This is a genomic window from Pseudomonas sp. LAMO17WK12:I5 (genome assembly GCF_900215165.1).
GTDB classification, from domain to species: Bacteria; Pseudomonadota; Gammaproteobacteria; order Pseudomonadales; family Pseudomonadaceae; genus Aquipseudomonas; species Aquipseudomonas putida_A.
Genome location: NZ_OBDS01000014.1, coordinates 1 through 23861, shown reverse-complemented (window position 1 = coordinate 23861; position 23861 = coordinate 1). Strand labels below are relative to the sequence as shown.

Annotated in this window: 21 protein-coding genes; 6 read left to right on the top strand and 15 right to left on the bottom strand. The window is 60.8% G+C overall.

What is annotated here, in order from left to right; genetic code table 11:
• Nucleotides 1-109 precede the first annotated feature (109 nt).
• The gene (locus tag CRO59_RS23360) at nucleotides 110-1123 is read right to left on the bottom strand and encodes a zinc-binding alcohol dehydrogenase family protein (protein ID WP_027613632.1); all 1014 of its coding nucleotides are present in this window, start codon (nucleotides 1121-1123) and stop codon (nucleotides 110-112) included.
• Nucleotides 1124-1155: 32 nt separating this feature from the next.
• Nucleotides 1156-1449, bottom strand: a complete 294-nt coding sequence (locus tag CRO59_RS23355; protein WP_096794850.1) for a putative quinol monooxygenase — start codon at nucleotides 1447-1449, stop codon at nucleotides 1156-1158.
• Nucleotides 1450-1567: 118 nt separating this feature from the next.
• Between CRO59_RS23355 and CRO59_RS23350 the strand changes: the two genes are divergently transcribed.
• The 3 genes from CRO59_RS23350 (at nucleotide 1568) to CRO59_RS23340 (ending at nucleotide 5053) form a co-directional block, all read left to right on the top strand.
• Nucleotides 1568-2497 carry a LysR family transcriptional regulator gene (locus CRO59_RS23350; RefSeq protein ID WP_007962958.1) on the top strand — a complete coding sequence of 310 codons (930 nt, stop codon included), beginning with the start codon at nucleotides 1568-1570 and terminating at the stop codon, nucleotides 2495-2497.
• A 315-nt stretch (nucleotides 2498-2812) separates the two neighbouring features.
• The gene (locus CRO59_RS23345; protein WP_097089938.1) at nucleotides 2813-3544 is read left to right on the top strand and encodes a helix-turn-helix transcriptional regulator; all 732 of its coding nucleotides are present in this window, start codon (nucleotides 2813-2815) and stop codon (nucleotides 3542-3544) included.
• 126 nt (nucleotides 3545-3670) lie between these two features.
• A complete protein-coding gene (locus CRO59_RS23340) occupies nucleotides 3671-5053 on the top strand; it encodes an MFS transporter (RefSeq protein ID WP_097089939.1) in 1383 nt (460 codons plus the stop codon).
• Nucleotides 5054-5109: 56 nt separating this feature from the next.
• On the opposite strand, the gene CRO59_RS23335 is transcribed toward CRO59_RS23340, so the two are convergent.
• From CRO59_RS23335 to CRO59_RS23325, 3 genes are all read right to left on the bottom strand, one after another.
• Nucleotides 5110-6063, bottom strand: coding sequence for an adenosine deaminase (locus CRO59_RS23335; protein ID WP_003221371.1), 954 nt, complete (start codon nucleotides 6061-6063; stop codon nucleotides 5110-5112).
• Between the two features lie 82 nt (nucleotides 6064-6145).
• On the bottom strand, nucleotides 6146-7111 hold the full coding sequence (locus CRO59_RS23330) for a 2-oxoglutarate and iron-dependent oxygenase domain-containing protein (protein ID WP_097089940.1): 966 nt from the start codon (nucleotides 7109-7111) through the stop codon (nucleotides 6146-6148).
• Nucleotides 7112-7255: 144 nt separating this feature from the next.
• Entirely contained in the window at nucleotides 7256-8329 is a 1074-nt protein-coding gene (locus CRO59_RS23325) for a BMP family ABC transporter substrate-binding protein (RefSeq protein ID WP_097089941.1), read from the bottom strand.
• Nucleotides 8330-8615: 286 nt separating this feature from the next.
• On the opposite strand from CRO59_RS23325, the gene CRO59_RS23320 reads away from it, so the two are divergent.
• Entirely contained in the window at nucleotides 8616-9707 is a 1092-nt protein-coding gene (locus tag CRO59_RS23320) for a calcium:proton antiporter (protein WP_097089942.1), read from the top strand.
• A gap of 127 nt (nucleotides 9708-9834) precedes the next feature.
• Here CRO59_RS23320 and CRO59_RS23315 read toward each other — a convergent pair whose 3' ends face one another.
• The 9 genes from CRO59_RS23315 to CRO59_RS23275 all read right to left on the bottom strand — a co-directional run bounded on the left by CRO59_RS23315 (nucleotide 9835) and on the right by CRO59_RS23275 (nucleotide 20347).
• Nucleotides 9835-11193, bottom strand: a complete 1359-nt coding sequence (locus CRO59_RS23315) for an 8-oxoguanine deaminase (RefSeq protein WP_097089943.1) — start codon at nucleotides 11191-11193, stop codon at nucleotides 9835-9837.
• 258 nt (nucleotides 11194-11451) lie between these two features.
• Entirely contained in the window at nucleotides 11452-12138 is a 687-nt protein-coding gene (locus CRO59_RS23310) for an SDR family oxidoreductase (RefSeq protein ID WP_095138233.1), read from the bottom strand.
• A gap of 248 nt (nucleotides 12139-12386) precedes the next feature.
• Complete coding sequence (locus tag CRO59_RS23305) at nucleotides 12387-13313, bottom strand: ABC transporter permease (protein WP_003221385.1); 927 nt, start codon at nucleotides 13311-13313, stop codon at nucleotides 12387-12389.
• On the bottom strand, nucleotides 13313-14419 hold the full coding sequence (locus tag CRO59_RS23300) for an ABC transporter permease (RefSeq protein ID WP_097089944.1): 1107 nt from the start codon (nucleotides 14417-14419) through the stop codon (nucleotides 13313-13315). The genes CRO59_RS23305 and CRO59_RS23300 overlap by 1 nt, the downstream gene beginning before the upstream one ends.
• 15 nt (nucleotides 14420-14434) lie before the next feature.
• Nucleotides 14435-15982 carry an ABC transporter ATP-binding protein gene (locus CRO59_RS23295; RefSeq protein ID WP_097089945.1) on the bottom strand — a complete coding sequence of 516 codons (1548 nt, stop codon included), beginning with the start codon at nucleotides 15980-15982 and terminating at the stop codon, nucleotides 14435-14437.
• 606 nt (nucleotides 15983-16588) lie between these two features.
• Nucleotides 16589-17170 carry a YigZ family protein gene (locus CRO59_RS23290; protein WP_097089946.1) on the bottom strand — a complete coding sequence of 194 codons (582 nt, stop codon included), beginning with the start codon at nucleotides 17168-17170 and terminating at the stop codon, nucleotides 16589-16591.
• A gap of 7 nt (nucleotides 17171-17177) precedes the next feature.
• A complete protein-coding gene (locus tag CRO59_RS23285) occupies nucleotides 17178-17828 on the bottom strand; it encodes a TetR/AcrR family transcriptional regulator (protein WP_027613646.1) in 651 nt (216 codons plus the stop codon).
• An 87-nt stretch (nucleotides 17829-17915) separates the two neighbouring features.
• Nucleotides 17916-19304: a uracil-xanthine permease family protein gene (locus tag CRO59_RS23280; protein WP_097089947.1), complete on the bottom strand. Its 1389-nt coding sequence runs from the start codon at nucleotides 19302-19304 to the stop codon at nucleotides 17916-17918.
• A 122-nt stretch (nucleotides 19305-19426) separates the two neighbouring features.
• Entirely contained in the window at nucleotides 19427-20347 is a 921-nt protein-coding gene (locus CRO59_RS23275; protein ID WP_097089948.1) for a LysR family transcriptional regulator, read from the bottom strand.
• A 138-nt stretch (nucleotides 20348-20485) separates the two neighbouring features.
• Here CRO59_RS23275 and CRO59_RS23270 point away from each other — a divergent pair, with 138 nt between their 5' ends.
• Nucleotides 20486-21835: an aspartate aminotransferase family protein gene (locus CRO59_RS23270; RefSeq protein ID WP_097089949.1), complete on the top strand. Its 1350-nt coding sequence runs from the start codon at nucleotides 20486-20488 to the stop codon at nucleotides 21833-21835.
• A gap of 76 nt (nucleotides 21836-21911) precedes the next feature.
• Nucleotides 21912-23405 carry a CoA-acylating methylmalonate-semialdehyde dehydrogenase gene (locus CRO59_RS23265; protein ID WP_041067919.1) on the top strand — a complete coding sequence of 498 codons (1494 nt, stop codon included), beginning with the start codon at nucleotides 21912-21914 and terminating at the stop codon, nucleotides 23403-23405.
• Between the two features lie 199 nt (nucleotides 23406-23604).
• On the opposite strand, the gene CRO59_RS28830 is transcribed toward CRO59_RS23265, so the two are convergent.
• A partial coding sequence (locus CRO59_RS28830; RefSeq protein ID WP_097093108.1) for a hypothetical protein occupies nucleotides 23605-23861 on the bottom strand: 257 nt, incomplete at its 5' end.

Sequence of the window (23861 nt, the reverse complement as noted above, 5' to 3'; positions counted from 1 at the left end):
TGTAGACCTGAATACGATCGGATTTGTGACAACGATCAAGCATCTGACTGACGGCAAAAAATAGCGCCAGCCCTTGAAAGGACTGGCGCTGATTACGACGTCCGGGTTTTCAGAAACTTTCTAAAACAATTTTGCCCTTGGCCTTGCCGCTTTCCAGCAGCTCATGCGCCCGGCGCAGGTTCGCCGCGTTGATCGTGCCGAAATGCTCGCCGACGGTGGTCTTCAACGTCCCCGCATCAATCAGCTCGGCCACGCGGTTGAGCAGCTTGTGCTGCTCGATCATGTCCGGTGTTTCGAACAGCGAGCGGGTGTACATGAACTCCCAGTGCAGCGACAGGCTCTTGCGCTTGAGCTGGCTCACGTCCAGCGACTTCGGATCGTCGATCAGCGCGAGTTTGCCTTGCGGGGCCAACGCCTCGACCAGTTGCTCCAGGTGCAGATCGGTCTGGGTCAGGCTGGCGACGTGGGTCACGTGATCGATGCCGGCGCGTTTCAGTTCCTCGCTCAACGGCTGGCTGTGGTCGATCACCAGGTCGGCACCCAGCTCGGTCACCCAGTCGCGAGTCTGTGCACGGGACGCGGTGCCGATGACCTTCAGGCCGGTCAACTGGCTGGCCAGTTGGGTGAGGATCGAACCGACGCCGCCAGCGGCGCCGACGATCAGCAGGCTTTGACCTTCATCGGTCTTGCCCTCACGGATCTGCAGGCGTTCGAACAGCAGTTCCCACGCGGTGATCGCGGTCAGCGGCAGCGCGGCGGCTTCGGCAAAACCGAGGGATTTGGGCATGTGGCCAACAATGCGCTCATCGACCACGTGCAGCTCGCTGTTGCCACCGGCACGGGCGATGGAGCCGGCGTAAAACACTTTGTCGCCGGCCTTGAACAGCGTCACTTCACTGCCGACGGCCTTGACCACACCGGCGACGTCCCAGCCCAGTACTTTTGCTGCGCCGTTTTCCGGCGCCACGTTCTGCCGCACCTTGGTGTCGACCGGGTTGACCGAGATGGCTTTGACTTCCACCAGCAGGTCGCGCGGGCCGGCGACCGGCTCCGGCAGTTCGATGTCTTGCAGGGATTTTTCGTCGCTGATCGGCAGGGAGGCGTAATAGGCGATGGCTTTCATGACTTGCTCCGTAACGGTAATAGAAGAAGGGCTCAGGCGATGGCGCCCAGACGTTTCAATTGAAAGTGTTCGATGCAGTGGCCGGCGGCGGCCTGGAAGTTCTGAAAATGCGCGCTGGCGTTGTGCGCCGAAAGGATTTCCTCGCTGGCCCAGTGTTCGATCACATAAAAGGTCAGCGGATCGGCGAGGTCGCGGTGCAGGTCGTACTGGCTGCAGCCTTCCTCGGCGCGGCTCGGCTCAACCAGTGCGCGCAGGGCGTTTTCGAGGGTGTCCTGCTGGCCGGGTTTGGCGATCAGTGTGGCGATGGCGGTGAATGCTTGGGACATGTGCGGCTCCAGTCGCGGGATAAATTTGCTTGAACCCATCATTGGCTATTTCTCGGCGCGATAAAACCGGCTAAAAGAGCAGTCTCTTTCAATATTTTTTTGATAATCGAGGCTGACAATGCTGCGTTTCGACGATTTGCAGTTGTTCGTTCGCGCGGCGGATCTGGGCAGTCTGTCGGCAGCGGCGCGGGTGATGGACATGTCCGCGGCAGTGGCCAGCGCCGCGCTCAAACGCATCGAACAGCAACTGGGCGTGCGTTTGCTGGCGCGCTCGACCCGCAGCCTGCGTCTGACCGCCGAGGGCGAAGGCTTCCTCGAATACGCGCGGGCCGCGTTGAGTTCGCTGGACGAAGGCCGGCGATTTCTCTCCAGCGCGCAGGATCAGGTCAGCGGCATCCTGCAGTTGTCGGCGCCTTCGGATTTCGGGCGCAACTTGCTGTTGCCGTGGCTCGACGAGTTTCAGCGCGAGCATCCGAAACTGACCGTGCGCCTGTTGCTCGGTGATCGCATCGCCGACCTGTTCCGCCAGCCGGTGGACATCGCCCTGCGTTATGGCGAACCCGAGGATTCGAGCCTGGTGGCCCTGCCCATCGCCCCGGACAATCGCCGCGTGCTCTGCGCATCGCCGGCGTACCTGGCGCGCCACGGCGAACCGCGTCAGCTCGAACAACTGGCGCAGCACAATTGCCTGCTGTACATGCTCGGCAGTCGCGTGCACGACCATTGGAGTTTTCATGACGGCAAACGTGAAGTCGGCCTGACGGTCAGTGGCGATCGCTTCAGTGATGACGCCGACGTCGTCCGGTTGTGGGCGGTGGCGGGGGCGGGCATCGCCTACAAATCGTGGCTCGATGTCGGCGCGGATGTGCTCGCCGGGCGCCTCAAAGTGTTGCTGCCAGAGCTGCTCTGTGAGCGTGCTCCGCTGAATCTGTTGTGCGCCCATCGCGCACAATTGAGTAAGCCGGTGAACCTTTTGAGGGAAATGCTCGCCAGCCGATGCGCCGAATTGAGTAGTCAATTTCCCCATTTCCCGAAAGTTGATCATTAGTCGCAGGCAATTAGCGAAATTTCACTCAGGAACTATCACCATTCGTGTCAGCCACGGCGCAGGAAGCAGCGTGCATCCCGCTTATACTAGCGACCGCCTCAAACCTGCACCGATAACCGGTCAGGACTGAATCCGGCCGGTTTTTCAGAGCCGAGCGAGCGCTGCACAAACGCCGCGGACACTCCATTGACGGGTGCCGCAGCACCGGCCTGGCTTGCTCCGGTTCATGGCGTTTTACCCGTCTTGGCCGATGACCCATTACTGGTCAAGATGTCTTCGAGCAGTAGACGATACGATTCAACAGGGAGTGAATACATGGAACATGCACCTTGCATCAGCCAGATCGCCACGCTGCTGGCCGACCCCAAGCGCAGTGCGATGATGTGGGCGTTGATGGATGGCTCGGCACGCCAGACCGAAGAGCTGGCGCTGCTGGCAGGGTTGTCGCCATCTTCGGCCAGTGCGCATCTGGGGCGTTTGTCCGCCGGGGGCCTGTTGAAAGTCGAGGTCCGTGGGCGCAAGCGCTTTTTCCGTCTGGCAGCCCCGGAGATCGCGGCGGCCATCGAAGCGCTGGCCAGTGCCACGATCGCCAGCGCACCGCGGGAAATTCCTCACGTATTCAAACGCTCGGCACCGAGCGCCAATCCCCGGACTGCGCCGTCTTCACTGCTGCGTGCGCGCTTTTGCGATGATCATTTGGGTGGCACGCTGGCCGCCGATCTGTATCAGCGTCTGCTCGATGCCGGCTGGCTCGAACAGATCGAGCAGCGGGTCGTGGTGACCCTCAAAGGCTCTACGCAACTGGCCAACCGCGGTGTGTTCATCCAGGCCCTCGCTCATCGCAAGGCTCAGGTGGCGTGCGCCTGTCCGGACTGGAGTGAACGTCGCCCACACCTGGGCGGTTCACTCGGCGCGGCGGTGCTGCAACTGTTCATGCAGTCCGGCTGGCTGGTGCTGCCCAAGGACTCCCGAGCCTTGCAAGTGACCCCGGCCGGGCAGCGGGAAATCCAGCGGTTCGCCAAGGAAACCGAGCTGGAATTGGCGTGATAGAGCGTTCGCCGGCCGACACTTCGACGCTGGCGTCGCCTGTGACTGCGAACAGGTCGTATCCAGAAAAAGCGCTGAGGCGTTATCGCGCACACTCGATCCGCACACATTGCGGAGGGGATGGGCATGGATACGCGAGACTTCAACGCGGCAGAACGCCTGGAACGGCTGCCGCTCAGCGGTTATCACCGGGTTATTTTCATCATCATTGCCCTGGCGTTCTTTTTCGACTCCATGGACCTGGCCATGATGACGTTCCTGCTCGGCTCGATCAAAACCGAGTTCGGCTTGAGCAGTGCACAGGCTGGCCTGCTCGCCAGTTCGAGTTTTTTCGGCATGGTGCTGGGGGCGTCGTTATCGGGGATGCTCGCCGATCGTTTCGGGCGTAAACCGGTGTTTCAGTGGAGCATCGTGTTGTGGGGCGTGGCCAGTTATCTGTGTTCGACCGCGCAAACGGTCGAGAGCCTGACGCTGTTCCGCATCCTGCTGGGGATCGGCATGGGCATGGAGTTTCCGATTGCACAGTCGATGCTTTCGGAGTTGATCCCGGCGCAGCGGCGCGGGCGCTACATTGCATTGATGGACGGTTTCTGGCCGCTGGGTTTCGTCGCCGCCGGGGTGCTGTCGTACTTTCTGCTGCCGCTGATTGGCTGGCGCGATATCTTCCTGGTGTTGGCGGTGCCGGCGGTGTTTGTGCTGGCGATCCGTTTCTTCATTCCCGAATCACCACGCTGGCTGGAGCAAGCCGGACGCCACGAAGCAGCGGACAAGGTCCTGAACGCAATAGAGGCGCGCGTGCGCACGTCGCTCGGGGTGGCGACGCTGCCTGAGCCGGTGTGCCTGCCAAGAACAGTGACGCCGCCGGGCAACTTCTTCTCGGCGCTCAAGCAGATCTGGTCGCCGCAATATCGCCAGCGCACCACGATGATCTGGAGCCTGTGGTTTTTCGCTTTGCTCGGTTTCTACGGGCTGACATCGTGGCTCAGTGCGTTGTTGCAACAGTCGGGTTTCGCCGTGACCCAGTCGGTGTATTACACCGTGCTGATTTCTCTGGGCGGGATTCCCGGGTTTCTGATGGCAGCGTGGCTGGTGGAACGCTGGGGGCGCAAACCGGTGTGCATCGTGACGTTGCTCGGCGGCGGGGTGATGGCGTTTCTCTACGGGCAGAGTGCGGTGTTCGGCGGCAACGTCGCGTTGCTGATCAGCTCGGGGCTGCTGATGCAGTTTTTCCTGTTCGGCATGTGGGCGGTGCTCTACACCTATACGCCGGAGTTGTACCCGACTTCGGCGCGCGCCACAGGCTCGGGCTTTGCCTCGGCGATTGGCCGTGTCGGCTCGTTGCTCGGGCCGCTGGTGACCGGGCTGGTGTTCCCGATTACCGGGCAAGGCGGAGTGTTTGCGCTGGGCGCGCTGTGCTTTGCGATTGCGGCGGGGGTGGTGTGGCTGTTCGGGATGGAGACGCGCGGTAAAACCCTGGAGGAGCTGACTGAAGCAGAGATCGCTGGCTGAACACAGCACCCTGTGGGAGCGAGCAAGCCCGCTCCCACAGAGGATTTGCTTTGTACTTATGGTTTTACCAGACGCGCATCCAGGCTGTTCTGCGCCAGGCGTTTGGCCTGATCCTGGGTCATGCCCAGGTGTTCATGCAGCGCATGGAAGTTCTCGGTGACGTAGCCGCCGAAGTACGCCGGGTCATCGGAGTTGACGGTGACCTTCACCCCACGCTCGAGCATGTCGAGGATGTTGTGCTGCGACATGTGATCGAACACGCAGAGCTTGGTGTTCGACAGCGGGCACACAGTCAACGGGATCTGCTCGTCGATGATCCGCTGCATCAGGCGCTCGTCTTCGATGGCGCGTACGCCATGGTCGATACGCTGGATCTTCAGCAGGTCGATGGCTTCCCAGATGTACTCCGGCGGGCCTTCTTCACCGGCGTGGGCGACGGTCAGGAAACCCTCGTGGCGGGCGCGGTCGAACACACGCTGGAACTTGCTTGGCGGGTGACCCATCTCCGAGCTGTCGAGGCCGACGGCGACAAACGCATCACGGAACGGCAGCGCCTGATCGAGGGTTTTCTGTGCTTCGTCTTCGCTCAGGTGGCGCAGGAAGCTCAGGATCAAACCGCTGGTGATGCCCAGTTGCTGTTCGCCATCCTTGAGTGCCGCGGCGATGCCGTTGAGTACCACTTCGAACGGGATGCCACGGTCGGTGTGGGTCTGCGGATCGAAGAACGGTTCGGTGTGAATCACGTTCTGCGCTTTGCAGCGCAGCAGGTAGGCCCAGGTCAGGTCGTAGAAGTCCTGCGAGGTGCGCAGCACGTCGGCGCCCTGGTAATACAGGTCGAGGAATTCCTGCAGGTTGTTGAAGGCGTAGGCCTTGCGCAGGGTTTCGACATCGCTCCACGGCAGGGCAATCTTGTTGCGTTCGGCCAGGGCGAACAGCAACTCAGGCTCCAGCGAGCCTTCCAGATGCAGGTGCAGTTCGGCCTTGGGCAGGGCGTTGAGCCAATCGTACATATTCTTTTCTCATCAGGTGCAGATGGCGGCCATTCTACAGATGCGCGCCGAAACAATTGGCAAAACCTGACCAAGCGATCCATCACACCGCTTGCGGCTCGCGCCGATAGGCGTAGGTATCGGCGAAGCGCGACAGCAGGAATTCGGCGCAGGAGGTGGTCGGATATTTCGCCGGATGCTGTGCGTCCTGGCAACCGGGCAGGCATTCGATACGGGTGTCCGGGTGCGGCTCGGCGAAGAACGGCATCGAATAGCGATCCACCCCCAGCGGGCTGATCACCCGATGCGGGGTCGAGCGATAGCGGTCGTTGCTCCAGCGCGCCATCATGTCGCCGAGGTTGACCACGAAGGTGCCGTCAATCGGTGGCGCGTCGATCCATTCACCGTTGATGTTCTTCACTTGCAGGCCGCCGGCGCTGTCCTGGTAGAGCAGGGTGATGCAGCCGTAATCGGTGTGCGCTCCGGCGCCTTGCTGTTCGGCGCTGCTGGCGGTGTGGCGTGGTGGGTAGTGGATCATCCGCAGTACGCTGACCGGCTCAACGAAGCGCGAATCGAAGAAGTCGCGTTCGATCCCCAGCGCAATCGTCATCGCCCGCAGCAGGGTTTGCGCGAGGGCCTGCATGTCGAGGTAGTGCTGCTCCATCAGCGCTTCCCAGCCTGCTTGTGCCGGATGACGATTCGGCCCGCGCAGCGGTTTTTCCGCGAGCACCTCGGGATGATCCGCCGGCAAGTGCAGGCCCATGTCGAAGGTTTCTTTCAGATCGCTGGGCTTGCTCGGATCGAGTTGCTCGGTGGCGATGGCGCCGTAGCCGCGATGATGGCGGGTCTGGGTTATGTCGATCTTGAGTTTTTCCGCTGAGGGCAGAGCAAAAAAACGTTGAGTCTGATCGAGCACGGCGTCGATGCGCTGCGCGGAAATCGGGTGGCCCGTGATGTAGAAAAAGCCCCATTCGCGGCAGGCCTGGTCGATCTGCGCGGCGACGGCGGGCCAGGCGTTTTGGTCGTTGGTGTAGAGCGGTGAGATGTCGATGATCGGAAGACTGTTCATACACAATCCTTGAATACGCTGGGTTCCAATGTGGGAGCGAGCCTGCTCGCGAAGAGGGAGTGTCAGACAACATTTTTGTTTAATGACACACCGCTTTCGCGAGCAGGCTCGCTCCCACAAGGTTTTGTGTGGTGAATCGGAGGATTACTTCGGCATCTCGGCCTTCATCCCTTCAACGTAATAGTTCATCGACGCCAGTTCCGCATTCGTCGCGCTCACACCTGCCGGGATCTTCTCCACGCCGGCCTGATCCTTGATCGGCCCGGTGAACGGTTGCAGCGCGCCGCTCTTGATGTCGGCGATAATTTGTTCGGCCTCGGCTTTCACCGGTGCCGGTACCAGATCACTGATCGGCAGTTCAACCGTGCCTTCCTTCAGCCCGCCCCAGTAGTCCTGGGATTTCCAGTTGTGGTCGATCACGCTCTGGGTCGCCTGAATGTAGTGCGGTGCCCAGTCGTTGACGATCGAAGTCAGCACCGCTTTCGGGCCGAAGTGCGCCATGTCCGAGGCGTAACCCACGGCGTACACGCCACGCCGTTCGGCGGCCTGAATCGGCGCCGGGCTGTCGGTGTGCTGGAACACTACGTCCACACCCTGATCGATCAGGGCGTTGGCGGCGTCGGCTTCCTTGCCCGGGTCAAACCACGAGTTGACCCACACCACTTTGATCTCGGTGCCGGGGTTGTACTTGTTCAGCGCCAGCTGGATGGCGTTGATATCGCGGATCACTTCCGGAATCGGGAACGAGGCGACGTAACCGACCTTCTTGGTCTTGGTCATCTTCGCTGCAAGGAAACCGCCGACATAACGACCCTCGTAGGTGCGCGCGAGATAGGTGCCGAGGTTCTTGTCCTGCTTGTAGCCGGTGGCGTGTTCGAAGGTGACCTTGGGAAACTGTTTGGCGACTTTCAGCGTCGGGTTCATGTAGCCGAAGGAGGTGGTGAAGATCAGGTCGTAATTGTCCTTGGCCATGTTGCGGATCACCCGCTCGGCGTCGGCGCCCTCGGCCACGTTCTCGACGTAATTGGTGCTGATCTGCGCGCCGAATTTCTCCGCCAGCGCCTTGCGCCCCTGTTCATGCTGATACGTCCAGCCGTGGTCGCCGATCGGGCCGATGTAGACGAAACCGACCTTCAGCGGATCGGCAGCGCTGGCGCTCAGGCTGATCCCCAGACCGATGGCGGCGCACAGCAGTTTGTGCAGCGGACGTATTTGCATGAATTAGAGCTCCATTTTGTTGTGTGTGGTCAGGGGCAATGCAAATTGCTGACCAACAGGACAACAAACAATCCGAAACCGAGGCGCGGCCTTCGCGAGCAGGCTCGCTCCCACAGGGCAACGCGATCAAATGTGGGAGCGAGCCTGCTCGCGAAGAGGCCGGCAAGGCCGATAAAAGTGCATGCCTGAACCAGCTGCCATCCACTGGTGCGCTAAGGTGTAACGAAACGTTAGCGCCGCGCCGCAGTCAGTAGCTCATTCGAATCTCTCGGCAAAAAGGCCCGCCATGCTCACGATCCTCAAGCAAGAAAGCTTTCTGCTGCTGGCGGTGATTGCCGCGTGCATCGCTTATCCGCTGGAACACTGGATGCTCCACAGCGGCCAGATCGTCGCGCTGATCTGCGGTCTGGTGCTGATCGCCTTCATCGTCGCCGCCTCGATGCGCGTCGCCCATCATGCCGAACTGCTCGCAGAAAAAGTCGGCGACCCCTACGGCACGATGATCCTGACCCTCGCTGCGGTGCTGGTGGAAGTGGTGATCCTGGCGATCATGATGAGCAACGAGGCGTCCGCCACGCTGGTGCGGGACACGATCTATTCGGCGGTGATGCTCGACATCAACGGCATCCTCGGCCTCGCCGCGTTGATGGGCGGGCTCAAGCACGGCGAGCAGTCGTACAACGATGATTCGGCACGCAGCTACAGCGTGATGATCCTCACCGCCATGGGCGTATCGATGGTGGTGCCGGAGTTTATTCCGGCGGCCAACTGGAAGATTTATTCAGCGTTCACCATCGGTGCGATGGTGGTGCTTTATGCGTTGTTCCTGCGGATGCAGGTTGGGCCGCACAGTTATTTTTTCAGCTACAGCTACCCGGACAAACGCCGCAAGAAAGAGCCGGTGGAAGATGAACCGAAACCGCTGAGCCTGACCTGGTCGATCGGCATTCTGGTGTTCGGCGTGGTGGTGATCGGCGCACTGGCCGAAGTGATGTCCAAGACCCTCGATCTGGGCCTGGAAGGTACGGGCGCACCGCCGGTGATCACGGCGATTCTGGTGGCGGCGATTTCCGCAGCGCCGGAGATTCTGACGGCGTTGCGTGCCGCGTTGGCCAACCGCATGCAATCGGTGGTGAACATTGCGATGGGCGCGTCACTGTCGACGGTGATCCTGACGGTGCCGGTGATGGAAGCGATGGCGCTGTACACCGGTCAGCCGTTTCAGATGGCGATGACCCCGGTGCAGACGGTGATGATCTTCATCACGCTGATGGTCAGTGCGATCAACCTGAATGACGGCGAGACCAATGCCATCGAAGGCATGACTCACTTTGTGCTGTTTGCGACGTTTATCATGCTGTCCCTGCTCGGCCTTTAAGAACCTACACAAATCCAAATGTGGGAGCGAGCCTGCTCGCGAAAGCGGTGTGTCATTCAACAAACATGTTGTCTGACACTCCCTCTTCGCGAGCAGGCTCGCTCCCACAGTTTTGAACGGCGGTGGCTCAGGTGCCGGCGATCAACTGCCGAGCCGCCTGGCTGTGATCGGCGATCAGGCCTTTGAGATCAAGCCCCTCAACCTGACCGTCCACCACGCGCCACTTGCCGCCAATCATCACCCGATCCGCACGATCGGCACCGCACAACAGCAGCGCCGAAATCGGATCATGGCTGCCCGAGAAACGCAGCTCATCGAGCTTGAACAACGCCAGATCCGCCTGCTTGCCCAGCGCCAGCTCGCCAATGTCGGTACGCCCCAACAGGCTCGCCGAGCCTTTGGTTGCCCAGCCGAGCACGCGTTCCGGGGTGATCTTCTCCGCGCCGTAACGCAGACGCTGGATGTACAACGCCTGACGCGCTTCGAGAATCATGTTCGACGCGTCGTTGGAGGCCGAACCGTCCACGCCCAGACCGAACAACGCACCGGCATCGGTCAGATCGATGCTCGGGCAGATGCCGGAGGCCAGACGCATGTTCGAACTCGGGCAATGGCAGATACCGGTGCCGGCCTGGCCGAGGCGAGCGATTTCATCCGGGTTGAAGTGGATGCCATGGGCCAGCCAGGTGCGCGGGCCGAGCCAGCCGACGCTGTCCAGATAATCCACGGTGCGCAGGCCGAAACGCTGCAGGCAGAAATCCTCTTCGTCGAGGGTTTCCGCCAAGTGCGTGTGCAGGCGCACATCGAGTTTGTTCGCCAGTTCGGCGCTGGCCGACATGATTTCCGGGGTCACCGAGAACGGCGAGCACGGTGCCAGAGCGATCTGAATTTGCGCACCGTCGCCGCGCTCGTGGTACTCGTGAATCAGGCGCTGACTGTCGTCGAGAATCACCTGACCTTCCTGCACAGTCTGCTGCGGCGGCAGGCCGCCGTCCTTCTCGCCGAGGCTCATCGAACCGCGTGTGAGCATGGCGCGCATGCCCAGTTCACGCACGGTGTCGACCTGCACGTCGATGGCGTTTTCCAGACCGTCCGGGAACAGGTAGTGGTGGTCGGCGGCGGTGGTGCACCCCGACAGCAGCAGTTCAGCCAAAGCCACTTTTGTCGCGAGGGCGAGTTTTTCCGGGGTCAGCCGTGCCCACACCGGGTACAGGGTTTTCAGCCACGGGAACAGCGGCTGATTGACCACCGGCGCCCAGGCGCGAGTCAGGGTTTGATAGAAGTGGTGATGGGTGTTGATCAGGCCCGGCAGGATCACATGCTCGCGGGCATCGAACACTTCGTTGCACGGTGCGGACGGTTGCTGACCGGCCGCCAGCACTTCGACGATCACGCCGTCTTGCAGCACCAGACCGCCACGGGCATCAAGCGCGTTGGCCGTGAAAATGGCGAGGGGATTTTTTAACCAGGTACGGGTCGCAGGCATTGTGGCCGGCTCCTCTGAAAGTTGGGTTCAGGGTTGCCAGCTCAGTGTTGCCCTGTCTGCTGATCCAGGGTCGCCGCGTTGGACGAGGTGCGGAGTTTCAAACAAATCGCCGGATCGGGCAAGCCCAACCCGACCATTCACCACACAACCCTTGTGGGAGCGAGCCTGCTCGCGAAGGCGTCGTATCAGTCGATACATCCATTGTCTGACACACCGCATTCGCGAGCAGGCTCGCTCCCACATTGGGATTTTCAGTGCTTACCAGGGAATGGTTTCACCCTTGTAGTTGATGAAGTGATGGCCGCCCTTGCCGGTGTACGCATTCACCTGATCAATCAGCCCACGGGTGCTGGTCTCTACATCCAGGTCGGCGCCTTCACCGCCCATGTCCGTCTTCACCCAGCCCGGATGCAGCGACAGCACGGTAAGTTTCTGCTCGCCCAACTGGGTGACAAAACTGTTGGTCATCGAGTTCAGCGCGGCCTTGCTCGCCTTGTACAGCGCCAGCTCCGGGGCGTCGGGTACGGTGACGCTGCCCAGGCCGGAACTCATGAACGCCAGCACGCCGCTGCCGTCGCGGATCTGCCCGACGAAGCGTTGCGCCAGGTTGATCGGCGCCACGGCGTTGGTGAAAAACAGTTGCCCGACTTCGGCCAGTGTCGCGCCACCCGGGGTTTGCACTTCAGGGCCTTTGACCCCGGCGTTGACGAACAGCAGGTCGAAGGTCTCGCCCTTGAGCTGCTGGCTCAGGGCGATCACCGCTTGCTGGTCGTCCATGTCGAGTTTCTCGATCCGCACCTTGCCCAGCGCTTGCAGCGCCTCGGCCTTTTGCGGATTGCGCACGGTGGCGGTCACTTGCCAGCCATCGGCCAGCAGGGTTTTCACCAACCCGAGGCCCAAGCCACGGGAGGCGCCGATGATCAGTGCGTTTTTTGCCTGGGACATGACTCGGTTCCTTGAAGATTTCGGTTCACGGATTCAATGGACACGCCTGACCCAGCCGTAGTTGCAGCACTCGTCGCAACACATCGAGCCGGGTCTCAAAAGAGCTGTTGATCCCGAAGCATACTCCAGGCTCTAGCGTGGTTGCTTCTCGAATTCGCAGGCCGCTCAGCGGTGTTCGCAAATCAGGTACACAACACGGACACTGTGGGAGCTGGCTTGCCAGCGATGAGGCCAGTGGCATCACCACCCTAATGCCCCGCCTGCCACGGCTGCCCCAACGACACCGGCGCATACAACCGAGTCCGGACGGCATCCCGTGACAACAGCACCAACACCACAATCGTCGCCACATACGGCAGCATCGCCAGCAGACTCGACGGAATCGCCAGCCCCAAGCCCTGCGCCACCAGATGCAGGATGCTGGCGAGGCCAAACAGATAAGCCCCGAGCAACAAGCGCCACACCCGCCAACTGGCAAACACCACCAGCGCCAGGGCAATCCAGCCGCGTCCGGCGGTCATGTTCTCGGCCCACATCGGCGTGTACGCCAGCGACAGATACGCCCCGGCCAACCCGGCCATCGCCCCGCCGAACAGCACCGCCAGCGTGCGCACGGTCAGTACCGGCAGGCCCATCGCACTGGCCGCGTCCGGGTTCTCGCCAACGGCCTGAATGATCAGCCCGACACGGCTTTTGATGATCACCCACGCCACCAGCGCAAACAGCGCGAACGACAGGTACACCAGCAAGTCCTGAGCAAACAGCATGCGCCCGATCAGCGGAATCTCACTCAAGTACGGAATCGCCAACGGCTCGAATCCGGCCAACGGCTTGCCGACCCACGCTGCACCGACAAAGGTCGACAGGCCCACACCGAAGATCGTCAGCGCCAGCCCGGTCGCCACCTGATTGGCGTTGAACACCAGCGCCACCAGGGCAAACAGCGATGACAACAACATTCCCGCGAGCATCGCCAGCAACACGCCGAGCCACAGGTTGCCGCTGTTGAGGGCGACGATAAAACCGATCACCGCGCCAAACAGCATCATTCCTTCCTGCCCGAGGTTGAGTACGCCGCTCTTCTCGCAGATCAACTCACCCAGCGCCACCAACAACAGCGGCGTGCCGCAGCGCACCATGGCGTAGAAAATATTGCTCAGCAGATCGATATCCATCACAGCGCTCCGGCGGTTACGGCGGTGGTCGACGCGCGCCGTGTCCAGCGCAGTTTCAGGCGTGGCCGATAGAGAATCAGCACGTCGCAGGCCAGCAGGAAAAACAGCATCATTCCCTGAAACAGTTGGGTGATGGCTTGCGGCAGATTGAGGGTCATTTGCGCGCTTTCACCGCCGATGTACAGCAGCGCCATCAGCAGGCTGGAGAACAGAATCCCGATCGGGTTCAACCGCCCGAGAAACGCCACGGTGATTGCTGCATAGCCATAGCCCGGCGAGACTTGCGGCACCAATTGCCCGATCGGCCCGGTCACTTCGCAAACCCCGGCGAGCCCGGCCAAACCACCGCTGATCAACAGCGCGAGCCAGATCAGATGCTTCTCGCGAAAGCCGACAAAACCTGCGGCACGTTTATCCAGACCGAGCACTTTGATCTGGAAACCGACGAAGCTTTTCTGCAACAACACCCACACCGCAACCAGTGCGAGCAAAGCGAAATACACCCCGGCGTGCACTCGGCCATCCTCCATCAGCAGCGGCAGGCGACTGGCGTCGCCGAACATCGCCGACTCGGGAAAGTTGTAGCCGGCCGGATCCTTCAGCGGCCCGTGCACGCAGAACAGCAACAGGTTCAGCGCGATGTAATTGAGCATGATGCTGGTGAGGATTTCATTGGCGTTGAAGCGCGTGCGCAGCCATGCCGTCAGCCCGGCCCAAGCGGCGCCGGCGAAGGTGCCGGTGAGTAGAATCAGCACCAGCGCCCAACGGCTTTGCAGGTCGATGATGTTCACCGCCAAGGCACTGCCGGCGAGTGCACCGAGCAGTAACTGGCCTTCGGCGCCGATGTTCCAGATTCGCGCTTGATAAGCCACCGCCAAGCCTAATGCGCAGAGCAGAATCGGCAGCGCCTTGACCAGCAGTTCGGAGACGCCATACAGATCGCTGACCGGAGCGATCAACAGCGTGTGCAAGGTTTGCAGCGGATCATGCCCCAGGGCGATGAACAGCAGCGAGCCGCAACCGAGGGTCAACAGTGCCGCCAGCAACGGCGAGCACCACAACATCAGGCGCGATTGCTGGCCACGGGGTTCGAGGGAAAGCAGCATGTTGGGAAAACTCCGTCAGGCCGTGGCCGATGAATGCGTGGGGTTGATGTGCCCGGCCATCCAGCCGCCGACATCGCTCAGCAGGGTGTCGGTGGTGTTCTGCAGCGGCGACAGACGCCCGGCGCACAGGGCGCCGAGGCGGTCGCTGATCTGGAACAGTTCGTCGAGGTCTTCGGAGATCACCAGGATCGCCGCGCCGGCATCGCGCAGGGCAATCAGCGCGCGGTGAATGGTCGCCGCCGCGCCCACGTCGACGCCCCAGGTCGGGTGCGCCGCGATCAGCAGTTTCGGTTGCTGGAGGATTTCCCGGCCGAGAATGAATTTCTGCAGATTGCCGCCGGACAGGCTGCGCGCGGCCGCGTGAGTGCCCGGGGTTTTCACCCCGAAGCGCTGAATGATGGTTTGTGCGAGGGCTTCGACTTTACTGCGCTTGATCAAACCGTTGCTCACCAGCCCCTGTTGAAAGGCCGTGAGCAAGGCGTTGTCGGCAAGGTTCAGTTCCGGCACTGCGCCGTGGCCCAGGCGTTCTGCCGGGACGAACGCCAGACCGAGTTGGCGCCGCGCATCCGGACGCAAATCGGCGACCGCTTGCCCGGCGAAACGAATCGTTGTCGCGCCGTCGCGGGGCAGGGTTTGTTCACCGCTGAGCAGGGCGAGCAACTCATCCTGGCCATTGCCCGCGACCCCGGCGATGCCGACGATTTCGCCGCCGCGCACTTGCAGGTTGATGTCGCTCAACGAGCAGCCGAAGGGATCGGGGTTGTGCCAGCTCAAGCCGTTGACCTGTAGAAAGTCCGTACCGCCACTGACTTTCGGGTATTCGCCGATCAACGCCGCCGCTTCGCCGACCATCATCTGCGCCAACTGCTGATCCGAGCATTCGGCCGGCAGGCAATGCCCGGCGACCCGTCCGCCACGCAAGACCGTGGCGCTATGGCACAGTGCGCGCACTTCCGCGAGCTTGTGGCTGATAAACAGAATGCTGCAGCCCTCGGCGGCGAGACGGCGCAGGGTGATGAACAACTCGTCCGCCTCTTGCGGCGTCAGCACCGACGTCGGTTCGTCGAGAATCAGCAGGCGAATGTCCTGCATCAGGCAGCGAATGATCTCCACCCGTTGCCGCTCGCCGATCGACAGGCTGTGGACAAGTCGCTCCGGCTCCAGCGCCATGCCGTAGCGGCGCGACACTTCGCGAATCTTCGGCTCAAGCTGTTTCGGCGTACCGGCCTCGGCGCCCATTGCCAGAGCAATGTTCTGCGCGACGCTGAGGGTTTCGAACAGCGAGAAATGCTGGAACACCATGCCGATCCCCAACTGCCGGGCCTGCGCCGGGTTGCGAATATTTACTCGCTGACCCTGCCAGAGCATTTCCCCCGTATCGGCCTGGGTCACGCCGTAGATGATCTTCATCAAGGTACTTTTGCCCGCGCCGTTCTCACCGAGCAGCGCGTGGATTTCCCCGGGCGCGATGCACAGGTCGATGGCGTCATTGGCCAGGCAACCGGGGTAGCGTTTGCTGATCTGGCGCAGTTGCAGGCGCGGCGTTGAATCTGGGCTTGGCATGACAGGCTCGACTGACTTGGAGTTGTGCCTGTGGATAAAGCAATTTCCTGGCCATTGAGTCAGGAACGCCCGCCATAGCTGTTGCCGCGTGCCGGCGGCAGAGCGTCGCGCTGAAAAACGCAGGAGGAGCGGGCACCAATTCAGCGCAAAGCTGTTGATCCGGCTCCACTTTTGCACCGTGACGAACTGGTTAAAAAACGAGCAGCCGGGTCGAAGCTATACAGAACCTGCGACTGCGCCAGCCATGAACGGCTTATCCACAGGTTGTTCCACAGTATTTGTGCGCAATTGGAAATCCTTGGCATAAGCGCTGGGATGCTATCTCCCAATGGTGATAAACAGCGCTAACTATCTGTTTTTATGTGGGATTTCTCTTTTTTCATGCGCAATGGACGAAAAGTGAGCAAATCGCGCAAAGCCACGTGACAGAAGGGTTACAGCCACATGTGCTCAGGTTATCCACAGTCGGGTGCACAGCAGATGTGGGCAAGTTGCTGGAATAACGGAATTCGTCGATGCCCTAAAAGATCGCAGCCTTCGGCGGCTCTTACTGGGAAACACTAAGTCCTGTGCAGGAGCTGCCGAAGGCTGCGATCTTTTGCTCTTCTAACGCTGCAGCACTATCCGCCCACGGCTGAGATCCGCCAGTTGCGTTTGCAACAACTCGACCTGCGCCTCACCCACTGCCAACTGCAACTCAACACCATTGGCAGTGAAGTTTTCTTCCACTACCAAGCCACCCAGATCCGCCACCCGCAGCTTCACCAACGCCAACTCGGCAAAGCCGCAGGCACAACTGAGCGGCACGCGGCTGATCAACTCGACTTTTGCCGCCGCTTGCAGGCACTTGTTCGCGCCGCCGCCATAGGCTCGAGCCAAACCGCCGGTGCCCAGTTGAATGCCGCCATACCAGCGGATCACCAGCACCGCGACCTGATCGCAATCCTGCGCTTCGATGGCCGCCAGAATCGGCCGTCCGGCGGTGCCGCCGGGTTCGCCGTCGTCGTTGCTGCGGTATTGCGCACCGAGTTTCCACGCCCAGCAGTTGTGCGAGGCATTCAAGTCGCTGTGTTGTTCGAAGAACGCCTGCGCGTCGGCGGGGCTGCCGATCGGCGCGGCGACGGTGATGAAGCGGCTTTTGCGAATCTCTTCGCGGTACTCGCAAAAACCGCTGAGGGTGAAAGGCATAAACGTCTTAAATAGTCGGGGTGAGGCCGCAGCCTTTGAGAATGATGCGGATCAGGTTGTTGCCGGCGTCTTCCATGTCCTGCTTGGTCAACTTGCTGCGACCGCTGACGCGACAGATCTGCGTGGCGAAGTCGGCGTAATGCTGGGTGCTGCCCCACAGCAGGAAAATCAGGTGCACCGGATCCACCGGGTCCATCTTGCCGGCATCGATCCAGGCCTGGAACACTGCTGCGCGGCCTTGGAACCAGGCGCGGTAGTCCTGGTTGAAATACTCGGTCAGGCATTCGCCACCGCTGATCACTTCCATCGCAAAGATCCGCGAGGCTTGCGGTTGGCGGCGGGAGAATTCCATCTTGGCGCGAATGTAGCGGGTCAGCGCTTCGGCCGGATCATCCTCGGCGGTCAGGGTGTTGAAGGTGCTGTCCCACAGCTCGATGATGTTGCTCAGCACCGCCACGTACAACCCAAGCTTGTTGGTGAAGTAGTAATGCAGGTTCGCCTTGGGCAACCCGGCATTCTGCGCGATGGTGTTCATGCTGGTGCCTTTGTAACCGTGACGGGCGAACTCGTCTTCGGCGGCTTTGAGGATGGTCTCTTCGTTCTTCTGACGAATGCGGCTGGCGGGTTTGCCGCCGTGAGCAGGGACTTCAAAGGTCATAGGCACTTCCGGTTTGTCTGTGGGTGCAACCAGTTGCGTTGATAACGCACCCACAGGCATCCGACAAGTGCTGATGCAATAAAACCGTTACGCCTGTTCGATCTTGTTCAGCGCTGCGGCGGATTCGACGCGGGTGGTTTTCGCCTCCGGCAGCAACAGACACAGGATGATCGCGGTCAGGCCACCGCTGGTGATCGCCGAATCGAACAGGTTTTGCACCAGTTTCGGCAACAGGTGCAGCAGGTTCGGTTGCGCGGCAATGCCCAGGCCGACGCCGAGCGAGGTGGCGATGATCAGCATGCTGCGTCGGTCCAGCGGCGACTGCGCGAGAATCCGCACCCCGGCCGCTGCCACGCTGCCGAACATCACCAGGGTGGCGCCGCCGAGCACCGGTTTGGGGATCTGCTGCAGCACCGCGCCGATCATGGGGAACAGGCCAAGACAAAACAGAATCGCGCCGATGTACAGCCCGACGTAGCGGCTGGCCACGCCGGTCAACTGGATCACGCCGTTGTTCTGCGCAAACGTGGTGTTGGGGAAGGCGCTGAAGGTGGCGGCGATCATGCAGCTCACGCCGTCACCGAGCACGCCGCCGCGCAGTCGGCTTATATAAGAGGGGCCGCTGATCGGCTGGCGGGCGAGCATGCAGTTGGCCGTGAGGTCGCCGATGGTTTCGATGGTGCTGATCAGATAAATCAGCGCGACCGGCAGGAAAGCTGTCCAGTCAAAGCTGAAACCGAACTTGAAGGGTGCAGGAAGACTGACCAGCGGCAAGTCAGGCAATGCCTGCGGAACCAGTTTCCCGCTGAACCACGCGGCCAGACTGCCGAGCAGCAGTCCGACAATGATTGCCGACAGCCGCACCCACGGCGTGTTCGAGCGGTTGAGCAGGATGATCGTCAGCAACACGAACACCCCCAGCGCCAGATTGCCCGGCGCGCCGAAGTCCGGCGCATTGAATCCACCGCCCAGATCGGTGATGCCGACCTTGATCAGACTGACGCCGATCAGGGTGATGACGATCCCGGTCACTAGCGGCGTGACGACCCGGCGTAATTGACCGATGAAACGGCTGAGGACGATTTGCACCACGGCGCCGAAAAAGCACACGCCGAAGATCATCGCCAGAATGTCTTCCGGGCTGCCGCCACGCTGCTTGACCAGAAACCCGGCCGACAGCACCGCGCCGAGAAAGGCAAAACTGGTGCCCTGCAAACAAATCATCCCGGCGCCGATGCCGAACGGCCGCCGCGCCTGAATAAACGTGCCGACCCCGGAAACCATCAGCGCCATGCTGATCAGGTACGGCAAGTGTGCGGTCAGGCCGAGGGCCGAGCCGATCACCAGCGGTGGGGTGATGATGCCGACGAAACTGGCGAGCACATGTTGCAGGGCGGCGAGGATTGCGGCGGGTGGTTTTGGGCGGTCGTCGAGGCCGTAGATCAGGTCGCTGGACGGTTCAGAATCTGGCTGCATGGCTTAAGGCTTCTTGTTGAAGGATCGGGGTTGATCCTGCTTTGCAAAAAGCTGTCCACTTGCTCAGGTTATTCAGTGATTTTGTGGTTGAAAACCTGATCTGTCGGGCCTTGCAGGATTTTTCAACGCGTCGCCGCCAGACTCTCCAGAAAACTTTCCAGCACCAAATGAGGGCGCCGCCCCTTGCGCGTGACCGATGCCAGACTCAAATCATAAAAACGTGTCGTCGATTTCAGCGCACGCAAGCGACCTTGCTGCACCCACAGGCTGGCGTAATGATCCGGCAGATAACCGATGTAACGCCCGGTCAAAATCAAAAACGCCATGCCCTCACGGTCGGACGCACTGGCGGTGCAATTGAGCGCCTGGTAATGCGCCTGAATCTCCGCCGGCAAACGAAAGGTCGGGGCAATCGCATCCTGGCTATTAAGGCGCTCGTCATCCAGCTGCTTGTCATCGACATAAAACAGCGGATGACCCACCGCGCAATAAAGCAGTGAGCGTTCGCTGTACAACGGCTGATATTCCAGCCCCGACAGTGCGCTGGCCTGCGGCACCACGCCGACATGCAGGCGGCCATCGAGTACGCCTTGCTCGACTTCATTGGGCGCGATCATACGAATCTGGATCTGCACGTCCGGCCCGCGCTCCTTCAGCTGGGCGAGGGCATGGGTGATGCGCATGTGGGGCAGGGTGACGAGGTTGTCGGTCAGGCCGATGATCAGTTCGCCGCGCAGGTGCTGGTGCAGGCCATTGACCTCGGTGCGGAAACTTTCCAGCGCACTTAACAGTTGCAGCGCTGACTGATAAACCTCGCGGCCCTCTTCGGTCAGCGAGAACCCGGCGCGGCCGCGTTGGCACAGGCGCAGGCCGAGACGCTGTTCGAGATCGCTCATCTGTTGGCTGATCGCCGAGCGCCCGATGCCGAGCACGGTTTCCGCCGCAGAAAAGCCGCCGCACTCCACCACGCTGCGGAAAATCCGCAGCAGGCGAATATCAAAATCACTGACCTGGGCCAGCGGATCGGGGCGGCGAATGCTCATGCTGTTGTTCTCATTGTTTAGCAGGCTTCTAACTGAAGGTTAGAAAAGTTGGATTTCACCGACTTTATCCGCGTGGCAATTTAGCTGCAACAACGCTTTTTATCTCCCTGATGCTTATGCCCTGCGAGGTTTTGCCCGATGAACATGCCTGAAAACGCGCCGTCGCCACTGGCCAGCCAACTGAAGCTGGACGCGCACTGGATGCCGTACACCGCCAACCGCAACTTCCAGCGCGATCCGCGTCTGATCGTGGGTGCCGAAGGCAGCTGGCTGTTCGATGACAAGGGCCGCAAGATCTACGATTCGCTGTCCGGTCTGTGGACCTGCGGCGCCGGGCACACCCGCAAGGAAATTCAGGAAGCGGTATCCAAACAACTGGGCACCCTCGATTACTCGCCAGGCTTCCAGTACGGCCATCCGCTGTCGTTCCAGTTGGCGGAAAAGATCACTGACCTGACCCCGGGCAACCTGAACCACGTGTTCTTCACCGACTCCGGTTCCGAGTGTGCCGACACTGCGGTGAAGATGGTTCGTGCCTACTGGCGTCTGAAAGGTCAGTCAACCAAGACCAAAATGATCGGCCGTGCCCGTGGCTACCACGGTGTGAACATCGCCGGTACCAGCCTTGGCGGCGTCAACGGCAACCGTAAACTGTTCGGTCAGGCGATGATGGATGTCGATCACCTGCCGCACACGCTGCTGGCCAGCAACGCATTCTCCCGTGGCATGCCGGAGCAGGGCGGTATCGCTCTGGCCGATGAGCTGCTGAAGTTGATCGAACTGCACGACGCGTCGAACATCGCGGCGGTCTTCGTTGAGCCAATGGCCGGTTCCGCTGGCGTACTGGTTCCACCGCAGGGTTACCTGAAGCGTCTGCGCGAGATCTGCGATCAGCACAACATCCTGCTGGTCTTCGACGAAGTGATTACTGGTTTCGGCCGCACCGGCTCGATGTTCGGCGCCGAGAGCTTTGGCGTGACCCCGGACCTGATGTGCATCGCCAAGCAAGTCACCAACGGCGCGATTCCGATGGGCGCGGTGATTGCCAGCTCCGAGATCTACCAGACCTTCATGAATCAGCCGACTCCGGAATACGCGGTGGAATTCCCCCACGGCTACACCTACTCGGCCCACCCGGTGGCGTGCGCCGCTGGCCTGGCGGCACTCGACCTGCTGCAAAAGGAAAACCTGGTGCAGAGCGTGGCCGACGTCGCCCCGCATTTCGAAAACGCCCTGCACGGCCTGAAAGGTTCGAAGAACGTCATCGATATCCGTAACTACGGCCTGGCCGGTGCGATCCAGATTGCGGCCCGTGACGGCGACGCCATCGTGCGTCCATTCGAAGCCGGCATGGCCCTATGGAAAGCCGGGTTCTACGTACGCTTCGGCGGCGACACTCTGCAGTTCGGCCCAACTTTCAACAGCAAGCCGCAAGACCTCGATCGTCTGTTCGACGCGGTTGGCGAAGTGCTGAACAAGCTCGACTGATTTTTCCCTCTATATATACCTGCGAATAACAGGCGCCCCGTGCGGGCGTCTGTACACAAGAATTCAGGAGTTTTCGATGAGCGTTATCCCGCATTTGATCAATGGCGAACTGGTGACCGAGAACGGTCGCGCGGTTGATGTGTTCAACCCGTCCACCGGTCAGGCGATCCACAAGCTGCCGCTGGCCACCCGCGAAACCATTCAACACGCGATCGACGCCGCCAAGGCTGCGTTCCCGGCATGGCGCAACACTCCTCCGGCCAAGCGTGCCCAGGTGATGTTCCGCTTCAAGCAACTGCTGGAGCAGAACGAAGCACGCATCTCGCAATTGATCAGCGAAGAACACGGCAAGACCCTCGAAGACGCCGCCGGTGAACTGAAGCGCGGTATCGAGAACGTCGAGTTCGCCTGCGCCGCCCCGGAAATCCTCAAGGGCGAATACAGCCGCAACGTCGGCCCTAACATTGACGCCTGGTCGGACTTCCAGCCACTGGGCGTGGTTGCCGGCATCACGCCATTCAACTTCCCGGCGATGGTCCCGCTGTGGATGTACCCACTGGCGATCGTCTGCGGCAACTGCTTTATCCTCAAACCGTCCGAGCGTGACCCAAGCTCGACGCTGCTGATCGCCCAACTGCTGCTGGAAGCCGGTTTGCCGAAAGGCGTGCTGAGCGTGGTGCATGGCGACAAGACTGCAGTGGACGCGCTGATTGAAGCGCCGGAAGTCAAAGCGCTGAGCTTTGTTGGTTCGACGCCGATTGCCGAATACATCTACGCCGAAGGTACCAAGCGCGGCAAACGCGTTCAGGCACTGGGCGGCGCGAAGAACCATGCGGTGCTGATGCCGGATGCGGATCTGGACAACGCAGTCAGCGCGCTGATGGGCGCGGCCTATGGTTCTTGCGGTGAGCGCTGCATGGCGATTTCGGTCGCAGTGTGTGTCGGCGATCAGGTAGCGGATGCGCTGGTGGCGAAACTGGTTCCACAGATCAAGGCGCTGAAAATCGGTGCCGGCACTTCGTGCGGTCTCGACATGGGCCCACTGGTAACCGGTCAGGCGCGGGACAAGGTCAGTGGTTATGTCGATGACGGTGTGGCAGCGGGCGCGACCCTGGTGGTCGACGGTCGCGGCTTGAGCATTCCAGGTAACGAAGAGGGCTTCTTCCTCGGCGGCTGCCTGTTCGATAACGTTACCCCTGAAATGCGCATCTATAAGGAAGAGATCTTCGGACCGGTGTTGTGCGTGGTTCGCGTCAATAGCCTGGAAGAGGCGATGAAGCTGATCAACGATCACGAATACGGTAACGGCACCTGCATCTTCACTCGTGATGGTGAAGCGGCGCGCCTGTTCTGCGACGAGATCGAAGTCGGCATGGTCGGCGTCAACGTACCGCTGCCGGTTCCGGTGGCTTACCACAGCTTCGGCGGCTGGAAGCGCTCGCTGTTCGGCGACCTGCATGCCTATGGCCCGGATGGTGTGCGCTTCTATACCCGTCGCAAGGCCATCACTCAGCGTTGGCCTCAGCGTGCGAGCCATGAGGCTTCGCAGTTTGCTTTCCCTAGCTTGTAAGTAGCAGGGCAGGACGAAGGCCGACCTCTAGAGGTCGGCCTTCGTGTTTTCGTGTTTTTTCGACCGATATGACAGAAATGTGAAAAAAGCGGTTGACGGCAGATTCTGGAGGTCTATAATTCGCCCCACTTCCGGCGCAGTCGAAACGGAAAACTCCTTTAGATTCAATGAGTTACGAAGTTTTCGACGGCGGCTTGCTTCAGTTCATCGAAGCCTGGAAGGAGTTGAAAGAGCGGTGATGCTTGGCTCTTTTTACGGTTCGATCTTCTCGGTCGAAAGCGGAGAAAAAGAGGTGTTGACAGCAGCGTGTAACGCTGTAGAATTCGCCTCCCGCTAACGAGAGATCGGAAGCGCAAGTGGTTGAAGTTGTTGAAGAAATCTTCGAAAACTTCTGAAAATAATCACTTGACAGCAAATGAGGCTGCTGTAGAATGCGCGCCTCGGTTGAGACGAAAG

Coding starts and splice junctions, on each gene's coding strand:
- CRO59_RS23360 (WP_027613632.1), bottom strand. CDS start 1,123: ATGAAAGCCATCGCCTATTACGCCTCCCTGCCGATCAGCGACGAAAAA.
- CRO59_RS23355 (WP_096794850.1), bottom strand. CDS start 1,449: ATGTCCCAAGCATTCACCGCCATCGCCACACTGATCGCCAAACCCGGC.
- CRO59_RS23350 (WP_007962958.1), top strand. CDS start 1,568: ATGCTGCGTTTCGACGATTTGCAGTTGTTCGTTCGCGCGGCGGATCTG.
- CRO59_RS23345 (WP_097089938.1), top strand. CDS start 2,813: ATGGAACATGCACCTTGCATCAGCCAGATCGCCACGCTGCTGGCCGAC.
- CRO59_RS23340 (WP_097089939.1), top strand. CDS start 3,671: ATGGATACGCGAGACTTCAACGCGGCAGAACGCCTGGAACGGCTGCCG.
- CRO59_RS23335 (WP_003221371.1), bottom strand. CDS start 6,063: ATGTACGATTGGCTCAACGCCCTGCCCAAGGCCGAACTGCACCTGCAT.
- CRO59_RS23330 (WP_097089940.1), bottom strand. CDS start 7,111: ATGAACAGTCTTCCGATCATCGACATCTCACCGCTCTACACCAACGAC.
- CRO59_RS23325 (WP_097089941.1), bottom strand. CDS start 8,329: ATGCAAATACGTCCGCTGCACAAACTGCTGTGCGCCGCCATCGGTCTG.
- CRO59_RS23320 (WP_097089942.1), top strand. CDS start 8,616: ATGCTCACGATCCTCAAGCAAGAAAGCTTTCTGCTGCTGGCGGTGATT.
- CRO59_RS23315 (WP_097089943.1), bottom strand. CDS start 11,193: ATGCCTGCGACCCGTACCTGGTTAAAAAATCCCCTCGCCATTTTCACG.
- CRO59_RS23310 (WP_095138233.1), bottom strand. CDS start 12,138: ATGTCCCAGGCAAAAAACGCACTGATCATCGGCGCCTCCCGTGGCTTG.
- CRO59_RS23305 (WP_003221385.1), bottom strand. CDS start 13,313: ATGGATATCGATCTGCTGAGCAATATTTTCTACGCCATGGTGCGCTGC.
- CRO59_RS23300 (WP_097089944.1), bottom strand. CDS start 14,419: ATGCTGCTTTCCCTCGAACCCCGTGGCCAGCAATCGCGCCTGATGTTG.
- CRO59_RS23295 (WP_097089945.1), bottom strand. CDS start 15,982: ATGCCAAGCCCAGATTCAACGCCGCGCCTGCAACTGCGCCAGATCAGC.
- CRO59_RS23290 (WP_097089946.1), bottom strand. CDS start 17,170: ATGCCTTTCACCCTCAGCGGTTTTTGCGAGTACCGCGAAGAGATTCGC.
- CRO59_RS23285 (WP_027613646.1), bottom strand. CDS start 17,828: ATGACCTTTGAAGTCCCTGCTCACGGCGGCAAACCCGCCAGCCGCATT.
- CRO59_RS23280 (WP_097089947.1), bottom strand. CDS start 19,304: ATGCAGCCAGATTCTGAACCGTCCAGCGACCTGATCTACGGCCTCGAC.
- CRO59_RS23275 (WP_097089948.1), bottom strand. CDS start 20,347: ATGAGCATTCGCCGCCCCGATCCGCTGGCCCAGGTCAGTGATTTTGAT.
- CRO59_RS23270 (WP_097089949.1), top strand. CDS start 20,486: ATGAACATGCCTGAAAACGCGCCGTCGCCACTGGCCAGCCAACTGAAG.
- CRO59_RS23265 (WP_041067919.1), top strand. CDS start 21,912: ATGAGCGTTATCCCGCATTTGATCAATGGCGAACTGGTGACCGAGAAC.